Genomic DNA, 14,560 nt, shown 5'->3' on the forward strand with positions numbered 1-14,560 from the left:
CTAAGTCCACCACTCGGTGCCGTTGATGAATCCGGTCCGGTGGGTGTTGTTCCAGCGGAAGACTTCCTGGCCGCGAATGAAGGCTTGTTCTGCTCGTTGCATCGGGTCCAAGGGGTCGCCGGACCAGATGCAGAGGTCGGCGTCCTTGCCGGGGACGAGTGAGCCGATGCGGTCCGCTACGCCGAGGACGCGGGCGGGGTTGAGGGTGATCGCGCGGAACGCGACGTCACGGTCCAGGCCTTCGCGGACGGCGTACGCGGCCTGGACGTGGAGGAGGTTGGCGGGGATCACCGGGTGGTCGGTGACCAGGGACAGTTCGATGCCGGCCTCGGCGAGGAGGCGGGCGTTGCGGAAGGCGCGGTTGCGGAGCTCGACCTTGCCGCGGCCGACGATCAGCGGGCCGAGCAGCACCGGGATGCCATGCTCGACGAGTACGTCGGCGACGAGATGTGCCTCGGTGCCGTGATCCACCACGAGGTCGTACCCGAACTCGTCGGCCAGTCGCACCGCCGTGAGAATGTCGTCCGCCCGATGACAGTGCTGCCGCCACGGGATCTCCCGCCGCAACACCCGCGCCAGCGCTTCCTTCCCCAGATCGATCGCCGGACGAGACGCCGTACGGCGGGCCTCGTCGTACTCACGTGCCTCGGCCAGCGCCTGCCGGATCACCGCGGCGATACCCATCCGGGTCGACGGCAGCCGTCCCGCGTCGCCGTAATGCTTCTTGGGGTTCTCGCCGAGCGCCGACTTCATCCCGGCCGGCGACCGCAGCACCATCTCGTCGACGGACCGTCCCGCGCACCGGATCGCGACCGTCTCGCCCGCGATCGGATTGCACGAGCCGGGATTCACCCCGACCGCCAGCACTCCACCGCCGATCGCGTCCCGAAACCCGTGGTCCAGATGGTTGATCGCGTCGAGCGCCCGCAGCTGCGCCGTGACCGGCGCGGTCGCCTCGTCGTGGTCGTCACCCGCCAAGCCCTCGCCCTCCTCGAGCGTGCCCATGTGCGTGTGCGCGTCGACGAACCCCGGCAGCACCCACCGCCCCCGCGCATCAACCACTTCGGCACCAGGCGGTACGGCGACCTCCGCGCCGACAGCCGTGATCCGTCCGTTCTGGATCAGCACAGTGCCACCGACAACAGGTGATCCCTCGACCGGAACCACCGTTCCACCCACGATTGCCGTCTGCATCGAGTCATCGTGGCCGAGTCGCCGTCCGAGTGGGCTGTCGATGACGACAACATCGGCGAAGCCTTTCTGATCTCTCCGATAAGGCTGGTTGTTCCCGGCCACGCGGAGGATGTTGCCGACCGAGCCATGGGAGGCACGAACCACATGAAGAATCCACGTAGACGCCTGACGGCCGCCCTCGCCGTGCTCGGCCTGGTGCTGGCGGGGTGCGCGGGTGAGAGCTCCGCCACCGACGACAGTGGCACGTTCTCGGTCGGCGTACCGACGTTCTTCGTCCAGAACCTGACGCCAGGCAGCTCCGGCAGCAGCTACGTCGACTACGCGATCTGGTCGCCGCTGACCCGGGTCGACGGTCAGAGCGGCGAGCTGGAGATGCTGGTCGCCGACTCGATCGAGTCGACCGACAACGTCACCTGGACGGTGAAGCTGAAGAGCGGCTGGACCTTCCACGACGGCAGCCCGGTCACCGCCAAGTCGTTCGCCGACTCCTGGAACGCGACCGCGCTCGGCGCGAACGCCCTCACCGGCAACGCGAGTATGGCGATCTTCCAGGGCTACACCGCGATGAACCCGCCGAAGGGCACGGCGCCAGCGAAGACGCTGTCCGGCGTCCAGGTCGTCGACGACTCGACGCTCGAGCTCACGCTGAACAAGCCCAACGCGCTACTCCCGTACGTCCTGTCCGCGACCGCATTCGCGCCGCTGCCGGAGAGCGCAACCAAGGACCTGAAGGCGTTCGGCACGCACCCGATCGGGAACGGTCCGTTCAAGACCAGTGGCTGGGAGGCCGGGGCCCAGGAGATCAAGCTCGAGCGGTACGACGGCTACGCCGGTACGAAGGCAGCCGCGGCCGGCGTCGACGTGCGCGTGTACCAGCAGACCGGCGCGATCTACACCGACTTCCAGGCCGGCACGATCGACCTCGCGCTGCTCGACGGCGCGGACCTGTCCAAGGCCAAGAAGGACACCCCCGACCAGGTCGTCGACGTCCAGTACCCGGCGATCGTCTACCTGAGTTTCCCCTTGTACGACAGCAGGTTCGCCAACCCCGAACTGCGCAAGGCGATCTCGATGGCGATCGACCGCGAAGCGATCGTGAAGTCGCTGCTGGCCGGCAACGCCAAGGCCGCGACCGGACTCGCACCGCCCACGCTGACCGGCGGCGGTGAGGCGAAGTGCGAGAGCTGCACCTACGACCCGCAGAAGGCGAAGGCGACGCTGCAGGCGGCCGGCGGCTGGAACGGCCCGATGGTGCTCTACACCTACCAGGACCCGACCAACGAGAAGGTCCTGCATGCGATCGCCAACCAGCTCAGGACGAACCTCGGCATCGCCAACGTCACCTTCGAGGCGCAGCCGATCGCGCAGCTGTACGAAGGCTTCGCCGGCAAGGCGGTCAAGGGCCCGAGCCTGCTGTACTCCGGTTCGCCGTACCCGCACATCTACGCGATGGCCGACCAGATGTTCTCCACCGGCGCACCGCTGAACGTGACCGGCTACGACTCGAAGTCGTTCACCGGACTGCTCGGTCAGGCCGCATCGAGTAAGGACACGACCGCGTTGGCCAAGCAGGCGGCTGAGCAGGCGCTGACCGACGTACCGGTGGCTCCGCTCTACTGGCCGATGGGTGGTCTGGTTCATTCCGAGCGGCTGAGCGACGTGGTACCGGAGGTCCTTGGCGGTGCCCGGCTGGCGGTCGTCAAGGCGGGCTGACGATGACCGGCTACGTGCTCCGGCGGCTGGCCGGAATGGTCCCGGTCGTGATCGGTACGACGCTGCTCATCTTCGCCGCGGTCTACGCCTTGCCGGGTGATCCGATCAAGGCGCTGGCCGGACCGGGAAGGGTGTTGTCGCCATCGGTCGAGGATGCGTTGCGGGAGCGGTTCCATCTCGATCAGCCGCTCTGGGCGCAGTACGGGCACTACCTGAGCGGCCTGGTCCGCGGCGACCTGGGCATCGACCTGCAGGGTCACGAGGTCTCCGCGCTGGTCGCCCGGGCCTGGCCGTACACCCTGCAACTCGGGCTGACGGCGTGGGCGATCATGGCGATCGTCGGCATCTCGCTCGGCACGTACGCCGGGATGCGGCAGGGCGGCGCGGTCGACTGGGTGGTGCTCACCGCGACCACCGTGGTCGTCGGGCTGCCGTACTTCGTGATCGCGTACGTCGCCCAGATCGTGCTCGGCGTCAACCTCGGCTGGTTCCCGACGTCCGGGGTACGCGAAGGCTGGCCGGCCAGTTATTTGATGCCGGCCACGGTTCTCGCGCTGTTCGGCATCCCGGAGCTGGTCCGGCTGACCCGGGCCAGCATCGTCGAGAACCGGTACGCCGACTACGTCGACACCGCGGTCGCGAAAGGTCTGCCGCATCGGATGATCGTGGTCCGGCACATCCTGCGGAACTCGCTGGTCCCGGTGGTGTCGGTGCTCGGGCTGAGCCTCGGCTACATGGTCAGCGGCACGGTGCTGATCGAGGGCATCTTCAACATCCCGGGCCTCGGGTACGTCGTCTTCAACGGGATCTCGCAGCAGAACGGGCCGGTCGTGGTCGGCGTCTGCAGTCTGCTGGTGCTCGTCTACCTGTTCATCAACCTGCTCGTGGACATCGTCTACGGGCTACTCGACCCGAGGATCAGCCTTGCCGGCCGCCGTTGAGACCCCGACCGTCGCCACCGTCCCGGTCCGGCGTCGCCGGCTGCTGCGCAAACCCAGGATCGCGATTCCGGCGGGCGTGGTGCTGATGGTCCTGCTGGTGGCCGCCGTCCCGGGGCTGTTCACCCAGACCGATCCGCGGGCGTGCGATCTCAACAACAGTGGGCTCGGGCCGGTCGCCGGGCACCCGTTCGGCTTCGACATCCAGGGCTGCGACCTGTACAGCAACGTTGTCCACGGCACCCGTTCGTCGGTGACGATCGGGTTCACCGTGACGGCGGGCTGTGTGCTGATCGCGTTGGTGCTCGGGTGTCTGGCGGCCTACTACCGGGGCTTCGTGGACACGGTCGTGAGCCGCACGATGGACATCTTCTTCGGATTCCCGGCGCTGGTCGGGCAGGTGGTCATCCTCAGCACGTTGCATCAGCGCAACGTCGTGGTGGTGTCCGCGGTGCTGATCCTGTTCGCCTGGCCGGCGATGACGCGGCTGATGCGATCGGCCGCGCTGGCGACCGTCGACCTGGACTTCGTGAAGGCGGCGCGCGGGCTCGGCGCCGGGCCGGTTCGGGTGATCGTGCGGCACGTGCTGCCGAACTCGTTCGCGCCGATCCTGGCGGTTGCCAGCCTCGGCATCGGCGGGATGATCACCGCGGAGTCGGCGCTGACGTTCCTCGGGGTCGGGTTGCGGGCGCCGTCGATCTCGTGGGGTGTTCAGCTCAACCAGGCGCAGGACTCGTTCAGCGAGCACCCGCACCTGCTGCTGTTCCCGTCGTTGTTCCTGTCCGTCACCGTGCTGGCGTTCGTGATGCTGGGCGACGCCCTGCGGGATGCCTTCGATCCGAGGTCGCGATGAAGACAATGGACTCCCTACCCGACGCGCAGCTCGCCGCTCCGGTGCTCGAGGTCTCGGACCTGAGCGTGGAGTTCCGGACCGCTCGCGGCTGGGGCGTTGCTGTCGATGGCGTTGATCTCTCCTTGCGCCCAGGCCGGACCTTGGCCGTACTCGGTGAGTCCGGATCGGGGAAGAGCGCGACCGCACGAGCGATCATGGGCGTGCTGCCGGCCCAGGTCGGGCGGGTCAGTCGCGGGCAGGTCGTTCTGCACGGTCGCGACATCCTGCAGTTGCCCGCGGAGGAACGTCGTACTGTCCGTGGCGCGCAGGTCGGCATGGTGTTCCAGGACGCGTTGTCCGCGCTGAACCCGGTGCTGCCGGTCGGCTACCAGATCGGCGAGGGCTGCCGGGTGCACCTAGGGATGTCCCGACGCGCGGCGCGGCAGCGGGCGATCGAGCTGCTCGAGCTGGTCGGCATTCCGGACGCGCGGCGGCGGGTGAACGACTACCCGCATCAGTTCTCCGGCGGGATGCGGCAGCGGGTGATGATCGCGACCGCGCTGGCCGCCGACCCGGAGATCCTGATCGCCGACGAACCGACGACCGCCCTCGACGTCACCGTGCAGGCGCAGATCCTGCAGTTGCTGGCGAAACTCCAGGCCGATCGGCAGATGAGCCTGATGCTGATCACCCACGACATGGGCGTGGTCGCCGGGATGGCCGACGACATCCTGGTCATGTACGCCGGTCGCGTCGTCGAGCAGGGCCCGGCGGACAAGGTGTTCGACGCGCCGGCGCATCCGTACACGCGGGCGTTACTGGACTCGATCTGCACGCCCGAGCAGAAGGGCAAACCGCTCCGCGTGATCAGCGGTCAGCCACCGGACCTGGGCAATCTGCCGTCCGGCTGTGCCTTCCGCACCCGCTGCCCGCAGGCGGTCGAACTCTGTAAGACAAGTCCACCCGTCATGCAGGTGTCACACGATCACTTCGGTAGATGTCATGTCGCGGGAGGTGCCTGATGACCACCGTCCTGCGGGCTTCCGGCGTACGACGGACCTATCGCATCGGCGGCCCGTTGAGCCGAGGGCTGGTGCGCGCGGTCGATGGGGTGAACCTGGAGTTGCAGGCGGGGGAGACCCTCGGCATCGTCGGCGAGTCCGGCTCCGGGAAGTCGACGCTGGCGCAGCTGCTCGTCGGGATGGAACGTCCGACCGACGGCACGATCGACCTGCTGGGGGAGCCACTGCACCTGATGCGCGGTCGTCGCCTGCGGCAGGCGCGGCGGGACATCCAGTTGGTCCACCAGGACCCGTACACGTCGCTGAATCCGCGGATGACGATCGGTGCGATCGTCCAGGAGCCGCTGGAGATCCATCCGGACGTGGTGCCGCGAGCCAAGCGTCGTACGGCGGTCGCCGAGTTGCTGGAGATGGTCGGGCTGAACCCGGATCATCTGGAGCGGTTGCCGCACCAGTTCTCCGGTGGCCAACGGCAACGAGTCGGGATCGCCCGGGCGTTGGCGTTGCGGCCGAAGGTGCTGGTGTGTGACGAGCCGGTGTCGGCGCTCGACGTGTCGGTGCAGGCGCAGATCATCAACCTGCTGGAGCGGCTGCAACGTGAGCTGGGGCTGGCGTACGTCTTCATCGCGCACGATCTCGCGGTGGTGCAGCACATCGCGGACCGGGTCGCGGTGATGTACCTCGGCCGCTTCGTGGAGGAGGGCGGCTACGAGCAGGTGTACGAGCAGCCGCGTCATCCGTACACCAAGGCGTTGCTGGCCGCCGTACCGCAGCCGGATCGGTCGGCTCGGCACCGACCGCTGGAACTGGTCCTGCAGGGTGAGCCGCCGAGCCCGCTGAATCCACCGTCCGGCTGTCATTTCCGGACCCGCTGTTGGCAGGTGCAGGACCGTTGCTCGGTCGATGATCCGGCTCTGCAGCGTGGTGTGGCCTGTCACTATCCATTGGGGGAGATCCATGCTGGCCGATCCTGAGACCACCACCGGCGGCTTGACCGCGGCCGAGGCGGCAGCGCGATCCGCTGTCGTCTCGGTGCGGGCCTATCAGGTCTCACTGGACCTGACCGAGCTGCTCGAGACCGACGTGTTCAGTTCGCGTACGGTGATCGAGTTCGAGTACGACGGCGTCGGCGGACCCGGGATGACCTGGGTCGACCTGGTCGCCGCCGAGGTCGTGGCCGTCGAGCTGGACGGTACGACGCTGGATCCGGACGAGGTTGTCCGGGGCAACCGGATTCGCATCGGTCCGCTGGGTGGACGGCATCGGCTGGACGTGGTCGCCCGGCAGCGGACCGACGTACCCGGACGTGGGTTGTCGCGGAGTGTCGACAATCAGGATGTCTACGTGTGGACGCAGTTCCAGCCGTTCGACGCGCGGCGGATGTTCGCGTGTTTCGACCAGCCGGACCTGAAGGCGACGTTCGCGTGCACCGTCCGGGCGCCGCTGGAGTGGTCGTGTGTGAGCAATCGGGTCGAGTCGTCGGTGATCGAGGACGGCGACGCGGCGATCTGGACGTTCCCGCCGACGGTCCCGCTGCCGACGTACGCGACGGCTGTGTGCGCCGGGCCGTTCCACGTCGTCCGGTCGGCCGGAATGGCCTTGTACGCAAGGCGATCGCTGGCCGCGCCGCTCGAGCGCAACGCGGCCGAGCTGTTCGCGTTGAGCCGACGCGGGCTCGAGCTGTTCGAGCAGACCTTCGGCCTGGCGTACGACGGTGACTCCTACGACCACGTGTTCCTGCCGGACCAGGCCGGTGCGATGGAGAATCACGGGTGCGTGACGTGGAACGACCAGGTGATCTACCGGTCCGAACCGACCGCCGAACAGCGGCGTCGGCGGGCGCTGGTGTTGTTTCACGAGATGGCGCACATGTGGTTCGGCAACCTGGTCACCCCGCGATGGTGGGACGGGTTGTGGCTCAGCGAGTCCTTCGCGGACTGGGCCGCGGTGTGGGCGGGTGCTGAGCTCGGAGTACTCGACAGCCGCTGGTCGGTGGCGATGGCACTGGAGAAGGAACGAGCCACGGACGCGGACCAGTTGTCGTCGACGCATCCGGTCAGCCGACCGGTGCCGGACCTGGCCGCGGCGGAGGCGAACTTCGACGCGATCACCTATGCCAAGGGTGCGTGCATGCTGCGCCAGTTGGTCGAGCAGGTCGGCGAGGAGGCCTTCCTCACCGGGCTGCGGGACTACTTCCGACTGCATGCTGGAGGCAACGGCAGTCTGGCCGCGCTGCTCGCCGCGCTCCAGCCGTTCGCCGCGATCGACCTGGCCGCGTGGTCCCGCGAATGGCTGGAATCGAGCGGTATCAACACGCTCTCCCTGCGAACCACCAGCGAGGACGGGCACTACACCTCCGCGGTCCTGGTCCAGTCGGACCCACCACGGCGTCACAAGCTCTCGATCGGCGATCACCTCGTCGAGATCACTGGAGCACGGACCGACATACCGGCGCTGGTCGGAAAGCCCACGGCCGACTTGCTGTTGCTCGACGCGACCGATGCGACGTACGCGCTACTGCGGCCCGACGATGCGCACACGTTGATCAAGACGGCCCACACGTTGACCGACCTGGTCGCGCGCTCGGTGGCCCGGCGTACCGTCCGAGGGCTTCTGCGCGACGCGACCATCCCGGCCGCGGATGTCGTCGAGTACGTGGCCCGATCGCTGGTCACCGAGAAGGACCTGACCCAGTTGAAGGCACTCACCACCCTGGGCGCCGACGCCGCGGGGCCGTCCGCGCCGCCCGCCCAGCGCGAGTCGCTCGAACGACGACTCGCCGGTGCCTGCCTCGAAGCACTCGAAGCCGCAACGGGCGACCACTGGCTGGTCCTTGTCGAAGGCCTCGCCGACTTCGCCGATGAGTTGCCGTTGCTGGACTCGCTCCTCGCCGACGACCTGCCCCAGACGATCCGGTGGCGGCTGATCACCCGGCGGGTCGCGCTCGGGCTTGCCGATGACACCGCCGCCGAGCTGGCCCGCGACCATGATCCGGATGCGCAGTGGCACGCCGCCGCGGCCCGGGCGGCGGCTCCGACACCGGAAGCGAAGCGCGCAGCACTTGACCTCATGCTCACCGCGCCCGGCGTCCCGGTGTCGGCGTTGCGGAGCTTCGGCCAAGCGTTCTGGCAACCGCGTCAGAGCGCCGTACTGGCGGGCTTCCCGATGCGTTTCCTGGATCGGCTGCCGGCCTTCGGCGAGCAGGCCGGTTGGCCGGCCGCTCAACGGGCGGTGCTGTACGCGTTCCCGACGGTCGGCATCACCGACGCCTTTCTGGCCCGCGCCGTCGATCTCGACGTACCGCTGCTGCTCCGTCGAGCCCTGACCGACCAGGCCGAGCAGGCGGCCCGGCGACGGGGCTAGGGCTTGAGGGCTGCGATCTGCTCGAGGATGCGCCAGTCCTCTTCCGCGGTACGGCGTACGTCCGGGCTGATGTAGGTGTCCAGTACGACGTACTCCGCGCCCAGCTCGGCGAGGCCGGCCAGGTCTGCCCGGATCTGGTCGAGTGATCCCTCGCCGAGCACTCGGTCGTCGTCGGCCAGTTCACTCGTGGGATGGGCCCGGATCCGCGGGCAAGGGCCGGTGCCGTAGCGCCCGCTTCAGCCGCGGCGGCTCGCAACATCGGCATTCCCTTGTCGCGCAGCCAGTGTGGATGCGGGTTGATCGGATGCCAGGCGTCACCGTGCTGGATCGCCCGCCGGATCGCGGCCCGCCCGGCCCCGCCGACCCACACCGGCGGGCTTCGGTCCGGCCGCGGTCCGGTGTGGATCTCGTCGTACGGCGCATAGGGTCCGGGCGACGAGGTGACGTCGTTGCTCCAGGCAGCCACGATCGCGGCCAGGTACTCGTCGGTGATGGCTCCGCGACGGTCGAACGGTACGCCGAGTGCGGCGTACTCCTGCTCGGACCAGCCCGACCCGACACCGAGCACGAACCGGCCGTTGCTGAAGTGGGCCAGGTTCGCGCCGACCCGGGCGGTCTGTAGCGGGTGACGGTAGGGGAGGACCATGACCGATGTGCCGAACTCGAGTCGCGTGGTGTGCGCCGCGAGCCAGGTGATCGTGGTGAGCGGGTCGTAGAACGGGACCGGGTAGAGGGCCTGCACCTCGGGCGCGAGGGCGAGGTGGTCGGAGATCATCGCCAGTGCGAACCCGGAATCCTCGGCGAACCGCGCCCAGCCGAGCAACGACTCCGGCGTGGTGCCGGGACCGTAGTTGAGCAGGTTCAGCCCGAGCTTCACCGTCGGCTCTCCAGGAAGGCGGTGAACGGCTCGCGTGCTTCGGCCAGCTCGATCTGCTCGATCCGGCCGGGATCGAGTTGGCGGGCGGCTGCCTGGATGTCGAACAGCACGGGTGCGAACGGCGTCCCGAGATCCGGCACCCATTCCTTCGGGGCCGCATAGACGATCCGGTCGATCTCGGCCGCGATCGCGACCGTGTGGCAGATCGGGCACGGCTCGCAGCTCGTGTAGAGCGTCGTACCGGTCAGCGTGATCGTCCCGAGCTCCCGGCACGCAGCCCGTACGGCGACCACCTCGCCGTGGGCGGTGGGGTCGTTGTCCGCCAAGGACGTGTTCACTCCGGTCGCGACGACGTCCGCGCCGTTCGCGATCACCGCACCAAACGGTAACTGTCCTTCGGCCCCGTTCACCCGCGCCAACTCGATGGCCTGTCGCAACAACGAAAGATCCATGGGCTGACGCTACCGGCTAAGCGCCGCTCGCGACCGTCACCACCAGGTCCGCGGCCCGGTTGGTGAGCTCGCGGCGGCTGGTTGCGCCGGCGTGGATCTGCAGGGCGACGCCGTCGAGGACCGAGGTGATCAGCCGGGCCCGGGCGGCGACCTCCGCGTCACGCAACCCGGGGGAGACCCGGCGGACCAGGACGCCGAGCTCGCGGTAGAAGGTCTCGTAGATCTCGCGGTTGAGCTCGCGGAATCGCTCGTGGTGGTAGGCGAGCAACGACATGGTTCCGAAGATGCTGCCGGCGCCGGTGGTCCAGTTCCGGACGAGCGCGCGGGCGGCGGTCTTCAGGCCTTCGGCCGACTCGACGGTCGTCGCCTGCCGGACAGCCTCGAGGTCGTGGTCGAACTCGGCCCGGATGACCGCCTCGAGCAGATCGTCGCGGGTGGCGAAGTAGTACTGCAGGTTCCCGAGTTTCATCTCCGCCTTGGCCGCGACCCGGCGCAGCACGAACTGGTCGAACCCCTCCTCGACCAGCAGGTCACGCGCGGTCGCCAGTACCGCGTCGCGCCGGGTCTGGCCGCGCTGGCTCAGCGAGCTGCTCATGGACAGGCAGTCTACCGCTCTAGGTCAATGACCTAGTATGGGTCATTGACCTAGAAATGAACCGATGAAGGGAACCTCCATGCCAGACCGCATGACCGTCGCCGAGCGCGAGGCGTTCCTGTCCGACGTCCGGGTCGGCGTCCTCAGCGTCGCGTCGGACCGGCCCGACCGGGCGCCGATCAGTGCGCCCGTGTGGTACGACTACAGCGCCGGGACCGGCGTCGTCACGATCATGATGAACGCGAGTTCGCGCAAGGGTGTGGCGCTCGAGGCCGCCCAGCGGTTCGTTCTCGTCGTGCAGTCCGAGACGCTCCCGTACCGCTATGTGACCGTCGAGGGCCCGCTGTCCGAAGTACGGCGTCCCGACACCGAGAAGGACCTGCTCCCGCTGGCCGTCCGCTACCTCGGCGAAGAAGGCGGCCGCGCGTACGCGAAAGGCTGGGAGGAAGCCGGTGCCGCAGCCACCGACCTCGTCTACATCATGAAGCCAACCCACTGGAACACAGCCGACTTCACCAACGACCTCGCTTGACGCCGTCGTCCAGCAAGCCAAGCGAGTGAAGGGTGCGCTCCTCTCACTCCCACCCCGAGCGAAGGACCTCACCCCGCCCCGAGCGAAGAACCTCACCCGCCCCGAGCGAAGCGAGGGGCGGGTGCTTATCCGTGCTTGTCCTTGTAGCGTTGGCGGGCCGTGTTGACGAGCTCCAAGTAACGCTTCGATCCCTTGGCCTCGAGCTCCTGCTGGAAGGCGTCCCACTCGGTGAGAGGCTTCCGCCCAAGGATGAACTCGAGCGTGCGGCGATCGACAGTGTCCTTCAGCGGCGTCGTGAGCAGCGTGACCTGCTCGCGTTCGGCGTCCGAGAGCGGTGCAGGTGGACTCTCGGGCGCCGGCTTGCGACTCGACAGCGTGGCCTGCTGGAACGCCACTTCCTCGTCCGACTGCATCGAGCGTTCCAGTTCGGTCGTCAGACCGTCCTGCAGCGCGTTCAGGGCGAAGCCGTAGTCGCGCTCCAGATCCTTCTTGGCGCCTGGGTTCAGACTCAGGTAGCCGATCCCGTCCGCGAGCTTCCGCTTACGCGCGGCATCCTTCGTGTAGGTGACACCCTCGACACCCCACTTGACGAACTCCTTCGCCGCCTTGTCGTAGCAGAGCCAGTCGACGAACTGCAGCATGGCGACGAAGTTCGGGTGCTTGCGGGCCTCGGCGCTGATCATGAAGCCGTGCCACAGCCGCCCGCCGCCCATCAGCGGACCCGCGGGCCCGGCCGGCTGCACGATCTTGGTGATCTTGTACTTGCCAGGGCCGAGCAGTTGATCCATCTGCCGCCGCCAGAGCGGGATGTTGCCGGAGTTCCCGTTCGTCACCAGTGACTTGCCGGTGACGAACTTCCGCTCGGCCAGCTCGGTGGCCTGGTGTACGACTCCGGATCCATCAGACCGTCGGCGATCAGGCTGTGGAAGAACGTGACCAGGTCCTTGTGCTGCGAGGTGGCCGGCCCGTACACGAAGCTGTCGGTGGCCGGGTCGAAGACCATGCCGTTGCCGAAGCCCCAGCCTGCCCGCGTCCCGAACGACACCGCGGCGAAGTTCAGCGTGGAGTTGCCCTGGTAGTTGTCCGAGAACGGATACATCCCGGGGTTCTTGTCCTTCAGTCCGCGCAGCGCGGTCCGGACCTCGTCCCAGGTCTGCGGTACGGCGATGCCGGCCTGCTCGAACCGGTCGGCTCTGATCGTCAGACTGAAGTCCGGATTGCGATCCTGGAACATCCCGGGCAGCAGGTAGTAGCGACCGTCCTCCTGACGCATCCGGTCGAGGTCGGCCTGCAGCCCGTACTCCTCGACCCGGGCCCGGAAGTTCGGCATCAAATGCACGTAGTCGCTCACCGGCAGGATCGCACCGGACGAGGTGAGCGAGCTTTCCTCACCGACATACGTGAGCGGGATCAGCAGCGGTGCGTCGCCGGCGCTGATCTGCAGGCTGCGCTTGCTGATGTAGTCGCTCAGCGGGACGACCCTCGCTTCGAGTTTGACCCGGGTGCGCTTGGTGATCTCCTTCCAGACCATCCAGTCCTTGCGGTACGGCACCTCCGGCCACTCGGGGAAGAACGTGCTGAAGGTGAGGTCCTCGGTGGCGGTGAACTGCTGACCGGCGGTGAAGTCGGTCATCGCCCCCTTCGACACCTCGGCCAGATCGCCGGCCTCGCCGGCCGATCCGCTCCCGTCGCATCCGGTGGCGCCGACGGCGGCCACGGCCAGGCCGGCTTTGAGCAGAGTCCGGCGGGCGAGGCCGGTGCGTGAGTCGGTCATGATTCCTCCGAGGCGGCCCGAAACTATCGAGACCATGTCGAGACTTGCTGGAATCTATGCGCATAACATTCGCGTGTCAGGCAAGGTATAGCGTCTCGGGGCGCCTGTGAAGAGCGGTGCGGAAATCCGATAGTTTCGACGCTCAGTGCATCGCGGAGCCGGTCGTACTCTCGCGGACCACCAGGTCGTAGTCGGCCGCGACCTCGGCCGGTGCGGACTCGTCGCCGTCGAGGCGGCCGAGCAGGAGCTGGACGGCGTGCTTGGCGATCTGGGTCTTGTCCGGCCGGATGGTGGTGAGGCTGGGCGTGCTGTAGCGGCCGTCCTCGATGTCGTCGAAACCGACGAGGGCGATGTCCTCGGGCACGCGGAGGCCGCGGCTGAGGATCGTGCGCAGGGCGCCCAGCGCGAGCAGGTCGTTGTAGCAGAAGACGGCGTCCGGGGGATCGGGCAACGCGAGCAGGTCGGCCATCGCGGCGGCGCCGTCGGCGCGGTGGAAGAACTCGGTGGGCCGGATCAGCTCCGGGATGACCTCCAGACCGGCGGCACGCAAAGCGTTGCGATATCCCTGGGTTCGCAGCTGGCCGGTCTGGCGACTCTCGTCGGACTGGTCGCCGATCGCGGCGATCCGCTGCCGGCTGAGGTCGATCAGGTGCCGGGTGGCGAGCTCCGCGGCGCCGACGTTGTCGACCATGATGTGGTCGAGTCCGCCCTGGACCACGCGCTCACCCAGCAGCACCACCGGCGTAGAGGACGGCCGGTCGCGCAAATCGGCACCGCCCAGCGCGAGCGGGTTGAAGATCAGCCCGTCGAACATCGCCGCCCGGCTGCCGCGCATCACCAACTCCCGCTCGCGGACCGGGTCGGCGTCGGTCTGGTCCACGACGACCGTGTAGCCGGCGGCCGCCGCCTGCTCGATCACGGCCCGGGTCAGCTCGGCGAAGTACGGTACGTCGAGCTCGGGCAGGACCAGCGCGATCAGCCCGGAGCGCCCGCGCCGCAGCGTCCGGGCGACCGCGTTCGGCTGGTAGCCGAGCTCGTCGAGCGCGCGCTGCACCCGCGCCCGCGTCTCCGGCGCGACCTGGGGGAAGTCGTTGACGACGTTCGACACGGTCCGGACCGAGACGCCGGCTCGTTCGGCGACTTCACGCAGTGTGGCGGGCACTGGGTACCTCTTCCCGGTCGATGAACTCTTGACACTTGCAACGTTGCAAGTTTAGCTTTCCCAGCATCGTTTGCAACGTTGCAAGCCCCAGCAAAGTCATGAGGAC

The 14,560-nt window shown here is 68.1% G+C and carries 14 protein-coding genes; 7 read left to right on the plus strand and 7 right to left on the minus strand.

Features of this window, described 5'->3' with window-relative positions:
- Positions 1–1,194 carry an amidohydrolase gene (locus tag ACGFIF_RS16400; RefSeq protein WP_393155210.1) on the minus strand — a complete coding sequence of 398 codons (1,194 nt, stop codon included), beginning with the start codon at positions 1,192–1,194 and terminating at the stop codon, positions 1–3.
- Positions 1,195–1,338: 144 nt separating this feature from the next.
- On the opposite strand from ACGFIF_RS16400, the gene ACGFIF_RS16405 reads away from it, so the two are divergent.
- From ACGFIF_RS16405 to pepN, 6 genes are read left to right on the plus strand one after another with little or no spacing between them, the layout of a single operon-like run.
- A complete protein-coding gene (locus ACGFIF_RS16405; RefSeq protein WP_393155211.1) occupies positions 1,339–2,907 on the plus strand; it encodes an ABC transporter substrate-binding protein in 1,569 nt (522 codons plus the stop codon).
- 2 nt (positions 2,908–2,909) lie between these two features.
- The gene (locus ACGFIF_RS16410; RefSeq protein WP_393155213.1) at positions 2,910–3,848 is read left to right on the plus strand and encodes an ABC transporter permease; all 939 of its coding nucleotides are present in this window, start codon (positions 2,910–2,912) and stop codon (positions 3,846–3,848) included.
- Positions 3,832–4,698, plus strand: coding sequence for an ABC transporter permease (locus ACGFIF_RS16415; protein ID WP_393155214.1), 867 nt, complete (start codon positions 3,832–3,834; stop codon positions 4,696–4,698). Before ACGFIF_RS16410 ends, ACGFIF_RS16415 begins: the two co-directional genes overlap by 17 nt.
- Positions 4,695–5,699, plus strand: coding sequence for an ABC transporter ATP-binding protein (locus tag ACGFIF_RS16420; RefSeq protein WP_393155215.1), 1,005 nt, complete (start codon positions 4,695–4,697; stop codon positions 5,697–5,699). The genes ACGFIF_RS16415 and ACGFIF_RS16420 overlap by 4 nt, the downstream gene beginning before the upstream one ends.
- Positions 5,699–6,673, plus strand: coding sequence for an ABC transporter ATP-binding protein (locus tag ACGFIF_RS16425; RefSeq protein ID WP_393155217.1), 975 nt, complete (start codon positions 5,699–5,701; stop codon positions 6,671–6,673). The genes ACGFIF_RS16420 and ACGFIF_RS16425 overlap by 1 nt, the downstream gene beginning before the upstream one ends.
- Positions 6,657–9,062 (plus strand): aminopeptidase N, encoded by a 2,406-nt coding sequence (gene pepN, locus ACGFIF_RS16430; RefSeq protein WP_393155219.1) that lies wholly within the window; start codon positions 6,657–6,659, stop codon positions 9,060–9,062. Before ACGFIF_RS16425 ends, pepN begins: the two co-directional genes overlap by 17 nt.
- On the opposite strand, the gene ACGFIF_RS16435 is transcribed toward pepN, so the two are convergent.
- Genes ACGFIF_RS16435 through ACGFIF_RS16445 form a run of 3 tightly spaced genes read right to left on the minus strand, consistent with a single transcriptional unit; the run spans position 8,959 to position 10,986 of the window.
- Positions 8,959–9,939 carry a TIGR03619 family F420-dependent LLM class oxidoreductase gene (locus ACGFIF_RS16435; RefSeq protein ID WP_393155221.1) on the minus strand — a complete coding sequence of 327 codons (981 nt, stop codon included), beginning with the start codon at positions 9,937–9,939 and terminating at the stop codon, positions 8,959–8,961. The two genes, pepN and ACGFIF_RS16435, sit on opposite strands and share 104 nt — an antisense overlap.
- A complete protein-coding gene (locus tag ACGFIF_RS16440) occupies positions 9,936–10,391 on the minus strand; it encodes a nucleoside deaminase (protein WP_393155223.1) in 456 nt (151 codons plus the stop codon). The genes ACGFIF_RS16435 and ACGFIF_RS16440 overlap by 4 nt, the downstream gene beginning before the upstream one ends.
- A gap of 16 nt (positions 10,392–10,407) precedes the next feature.
- On the minus strand, positions 10,408–10,986 hold the full coding sequence (locus ACGFIF_RS16445) for a TetR/AcrR family transcriptional regulator (RefSeq protein WP_393155225.1): 579 nt from the start codon (positions 10,984–10,986) through the stop codon (positions 10,408–10,410).
- Positions 10,987–11,065: 79 nt separating this feature from the next.
- On the opposite strand from ACGFIF_RS16445, the gene ACGFIF_RS16450 reads away from it, so the two are divergent.
- A complete protein-coding gene (locus ACGFIF_RS16450) occupies positions 11,066–11,518 on the plus strand; it encodes a pyridoxamine 5'-phosphate oxidase family protein (protein ID WP_393155227.1) in 453 nt (150 codons plus the stop codon).
- A 125-nt stretch (positions 11,519–11,643) separates the two neighbouring features.
- On the opposite strand, the gene ACGFIF_RS16455 is transcribed toward ACGFIF_RS16450, so the two are convergent.
- The 3 genes from ACGFIF_RS16455 to ACGFIF_RS16465 form a co-directional block, all read right to left on the minus strand.
- Positions 11,644–12,351 carry a hypothetical protein gene (locus ACGFIF_RS16455; RefSeq protein WP_393155229.1) on the minus strand — a complete coding sequence of 236 codons (708 nt, stop codon included), beginning with the start codon at positions 12,349–12,351 and terminating at the stop codon, positions 11,644–11,646.
- Positions 12,348–13,292, minus strand: coding sequence for an extracellular solute-binding protein (locus tag ACGFIF_RS16460; protein WP_393155231.1), 945 nt, complete (start codon positions 13,290–13,292; stop codon positions 12,348–12,350). Before ACGFIF_RS16460 ends, ACGFIF_RS16455 begins: the two co-directional genes overlap by 4 nt.
- A gap of 142 nt (positions 13,293–13,434) precedes the next feature.
- Complete coding sequence (locus ACGFIF_RS16465; RefSeq protein ID WP_393155232.1) at positions 13,435–14,454, minus strand: LacI family DNA-binding transcriptional regulator; 1,020 nt, start codon at positions 14,452–14,454, stop codon at positions 13,435–13,437.
- Between the last annotated feature and the right edge of the window lie 106 nt (positions 14,455–14,560).

The sequence above is a fragment of the Kribbella sp. NPDC049174 genome, from assembly GCF_043197365.1.
Lineage (GTDB): Bacteria > Actinomycetota > Actinomycetes > Propionibacteriales > Kribbellaceae > Kribbella.

Excerpts from the sequence above, each read along its gene's own strand:
- ACGFIF_RS16400 (WP_393155210.1), bottom strand. The coding sequence starts at position 1,194 with ATGCAGACGGCAATCGTGGGTGGAACGGTGGTTCCGGTCGAGGGATCA.
- ACGFIF_RS16405 (WP_393155211.1), top strand. The coding sequence starts at position 1,339 with ATGAAGAATCCACGTAGACGCCTGACGGCCGCCCTCGCCGTGCTCGGC.
- ACGFIF_RS16410 (WP_393155213.1), top strand. The coding sequence starts at position 2,910 with ATGACCGGCTACGTGCTCCGGCGGCTGGCCGGAATGGTCCCGGTCGTG.
- ACGFIF_RS16420 (WP_393155215.1), top strand. The coding sequence starts at position 4,695 with ATGAAGACAATGGACTCCCTACCCGACGCGCAGCTCGCCGCTCCGGTG.
- ACGFIF_RS16425 (WP_393155217.1), top strand. The coding sequence starts at position 5,699 with ATGACCACCGTCCTGCGGGCTTCCGGCGTACGACGGACCTATCGCATC.
- pepN (WP_393155219.1), top strand. The coding sequence starts at position 6,657 with ATGCTGGCCGATCCTGAGACCACCACCGGCGGCTTGACCGCGGCCGAG.
- ACGFIF_RS16440 (WP_393155223.1), bottom strand. The coding sequence starts at position 10,391 with ATGGATCTTTCGTTGTTGCGACAGGCCATCGAGTTGGCGCGGGTGAAC.
- ACGFIF_RS16445 (WP_393155225.1), bottom strand. The coding sequence starts at position 10,986 with ATGAGCAGCTCGCTGAGCCAGCGCGGCCAGACCCGGCGCGACGCGGTA.
- ACGFIF_RS16450 (WP_393155227.1), top strand. The coding sequence starts at position 11,066 with ATGCCAGACCGCATGACCGTCGCCGAGCGCGAGGCGTTCCTGTCCGAC.
- ACGFIF_RS16460 (WP_393155231.1), bottom strand. The coding sequence starts at position 13,292 with ATGACCGACTCACGCACCGGCCTCGCCCGCCGGACTCTGCTCAAAGCC.